General features: G+C 58.7%; 3 protein-coding genes and 1 pseudogene. All 4 read left to right on the top strand.

What is annotated here, in order from left to right:
• Positions 1–372, top strand: a 372-nt coding sequence (locus Q7T10_RS03835; protein ID WP_370653723.1) for an EF-Tu/IF-2/RF-3 family GTPase, incomplete at its 5' end; no start/stop codon positions are given.
• A gap of 17 nt (positions 373–389) precedes the next feature.
• On the top strand, positions 390–758 hold the full coding sequence (gene rbfA, locus Q7T10_RS03830) for a 30S ribosome-binding factor RbfA (RefSeq protein ID WP_370653722.1): 369 nt from the start codon (positions 390–392) through the stop codon (positions 756–758).
• 4 nt (positions 759–762) lie between these two features.
• Positions 763–1,779 carry a tRNA pseudouridine(55) synthase TruB gene (truB, locus tag Q7T10_RS03825; protein WP_304746111.1) on the top strand — a complete coding sequence of 339 codons (1,017 nt, stop codon included), beginning with the start codon at positions 763–765 and terminating at the stop codon, positions 1,777–1,779.
• Positions 1,780–1,792: 13 nt separating this feature from the next.
• Positions 1,793–2,851 (top strand): annotated as a pseudogene (locus Q7T10_RS03820) (GTP-binding protein); the annotation flags it as partial.
• Between the last annotated feature and the right edge of the window lie 34 nt (positions 2,852–2,885).

Here is a 2,885-nt window from a genome sequence, read left to right as displayed (position 1 = left end):
TACTACGACATCATTTATGACGCCGTGGATGAGCTCAAGCTCGCCATGTCGGGCATGTTGACGCCGGACAAGAAAGAAGAAGTCATTGGTACCGCCGAAATTCGTCAGATTTTCAAGGTGTCCAAGATCGGTTCGATCGCTGGCTGTATGGTCACCGCCGGTGTCGTGCGGCGCACCGCGCGGCTGCGCTTGTTGCGCGATAACATGGTCATCTTCACGGGTGAACTCGACTCGCTCAAGCGCTTCAAGGACGATGCCAAGGAAGTGCGTGAAGGCTTTGACTGCGGCTTGAATATCAAGAACTACAACGACATCCAAGAGGGTGACGTGCTGGAATTCTTTGAAATTCGCGAAGTGGCCCGTACCCTTTGATGGACAGAGCGTAAATCGTGCGACTAAAGTCAAAAACCCCTAACCGCAGCTTCAAGGTAGCCGATCAGATCCAGCGCGATCTGACCGAGCTGATCGCGCGCGAGCTGAAAGATCCGCGGGTGGGCATGGTGACGATTCAGGCGGTGGAAGTCACGCCTGACTACGCACACGCCAAGGTGTTCTTCAGCCTGCTGACGGGAGACCCCAAGGCATGTACGGAAGGTTTGAACCAGGCCGCCGGTTTTTTGCGGGCCGGCCTGTTCAAGCGCCTGCATATCCATACCGTGCCGACGCTGCATTTTGTGTTTGACCAGACGACCGAGCGAGCCGCTGACATGAACGCGTTGATTGCGCGCGCCGTCGCTTCTCGCGCCAAAGAGGATTGAATCGATGAATGCGCCTCGTGCACGGGTCACCAGGCGCCCCGTGCATGGGGTGCTGTTGTTGGACAAGCCTTTGGGTTGGTCGAGCAATGACGCCCTGCAAAAAGTCAAATGGCTATTGCGCGCGGAGAAAGCGGGCCATACCGGCACGCTGGATCCTTTGGCAACCGGCGTTTTGCCCCTGTGTTTTGGTGCCGCCACCAAGTTCAGCCAGCTCCAGTTGGATGCTGATAAAACCTACGAAGCGGTGGCGCAGCTGGGGGTCAAGACCAGTACCGGGGACGCCGAGGGCGAGGTGATTGAGGAACGGCCCGTGACTGCGACGGAAGAAGACGTCCGTAATGTGGCGGCGCGGTTCACTGGCCTGATCCGCCAGATACCGCCAATGCACAGTGCATTGAAGAAGGATGGCAAGGCGCTGTACGAGTACGCGCGCGCCGGCATTGAGGTGGAGCGGGACGCCCGTGAAGTGACGATTTATGAGTTAAATGTGGCGCTAGCCCCCGTGGATATTGCGCAACTAGCTATCAAAATGATAGTAAAATGCAGCAAAGGAACCTACATCCGGACGCTGGGCGAGGATATTGGAGAGGCCCTGGGCTGCGGGGCGCATTTGACGGCGCTGCGACGGGTCGAGACGGGCGGCTTCCACGTGTCGCAAGCTGTGACGCTGGAGGCGCTGGAGGCCATGACGGAGCAAGAGCGCTTGAGCTGCCTGATGCCGGTGGAGGCGCTGCTTCGCGATCACATGGTTGTCACGCTGGATGGCGAGAATGCAGGGCGTTTCCTCAGTGGCGTGCGTCGCCGGGGGAACTGGCCTGACACGGGGTTGGTCGCTGTGTATGGCGAACAACCGCGCGCTTTGCTGGGCACTGCCCATGTCAAAGCGGGTGAATTGATACCAGGGCGGCTGTTGAGTCCGCTTGAGATTGAGCAAATATTGGGAAATTGTGGAACGGGTGTGAGCGCACAGCACGCAACTCTGGCCTCAACCCCCCCGATACCAAACATTGACCAGATTTAAGAGAAAGTGAACCATGACCATTAAGCAAATCAGAAACATCGCCATCATCGCCCACGTCGATCATGGCAAGACCACCATGGTCGACCAATTGCTGCGCCAGTCCGGCACCTTTGCCGAGCACGAGAAAGTGGTCGACACCGTGATGGACAACAACGCCATCGAAAAAGAGCGTGGCATCACGATTCTGGCCAAGAACTGCGCCGTGACCTGGGAAGGCACGCACATCAACATCGTCGATACCCCCGGACACGCCGACTTCGGCGGCGAAGTGGAACGCGCACTGTCCATGGTCGATGGCGTGGTGCTGCTGATCGATGCGCAAGAGGGCCCCATGCCCCAGACCCGTTTTGTCACCAAAAAGGCACTGGCCCTGGGCCTGAAGCCGATCCTGGTGGTGAACAAGGTGGACAAGCCCGGTGCACGCCCCGACTTCGTGGTTAACGCCGCGTTCGACCTGTTCGACAAGCTCGGCGCCACCGATGAGCAGCTGGATTTCCCCGTGGTCTACGCTTCGGGCATCAACGGCTGGTCGTCGATGGAAGAGGGCGCGCAGGGCGAGCAGTGGGGTCCCGACATGTCGGCCCTGTTCAACACCATTCTCAAGCATGTACCGCACCAACAGGGTGACCCTGCAGCGCCACTGCAGCTGCAAATTTCGGCGCTCGACTTTTCGACCTTTGTCGGCCGGATCGGGGTTGGCCGCATCAGCCAGGGCACGATCAAGCCCATGATGGACGTGGTCGTGATGGAAGGCCCGGACGGCAAGCCCGTCAAGGGTCGTATCAACCAGGTGTTGACCTTCCAGGGCCTGGAGCGCGAGCAGGCCACGGAAGCCGGCCCAGGCGAGATTGTGCTGATCAACGGCATCAATGAAATTGGCATTGGCGTGACGATCACCGATCCGATCACTCCGATGCCGCTGCCCATGCTCAAGGTCGATGAACCGACCCTGACCATGAACTTCTGCGTCAACACCAGCCCGCTGGCCGGCCGTGAAGGCAAGTACTTCACCAGCCTCCAGATCTGGGACCGCCTGCAAAAAGAACTGCAACACAACGTGGCCTTGCGGGTATAGGAAAACGACGAAGAAGGTATCTTCGAAGTCA

The sequence above is a fragment of the Rhodoferax sp. genome (assembly GCF_030646845.1).
Classification (GTDB): domain Bacteria; phylum Pseudomonadota; class Gammaproteobacteria; order Burkholderiales; family Burkholderiaceae_C; genus Rhodoferax.
Note: the sequence above shows the minus strand (reverse complement) of the source record. Positions and strands in the feature narration are given on the sequence as shown.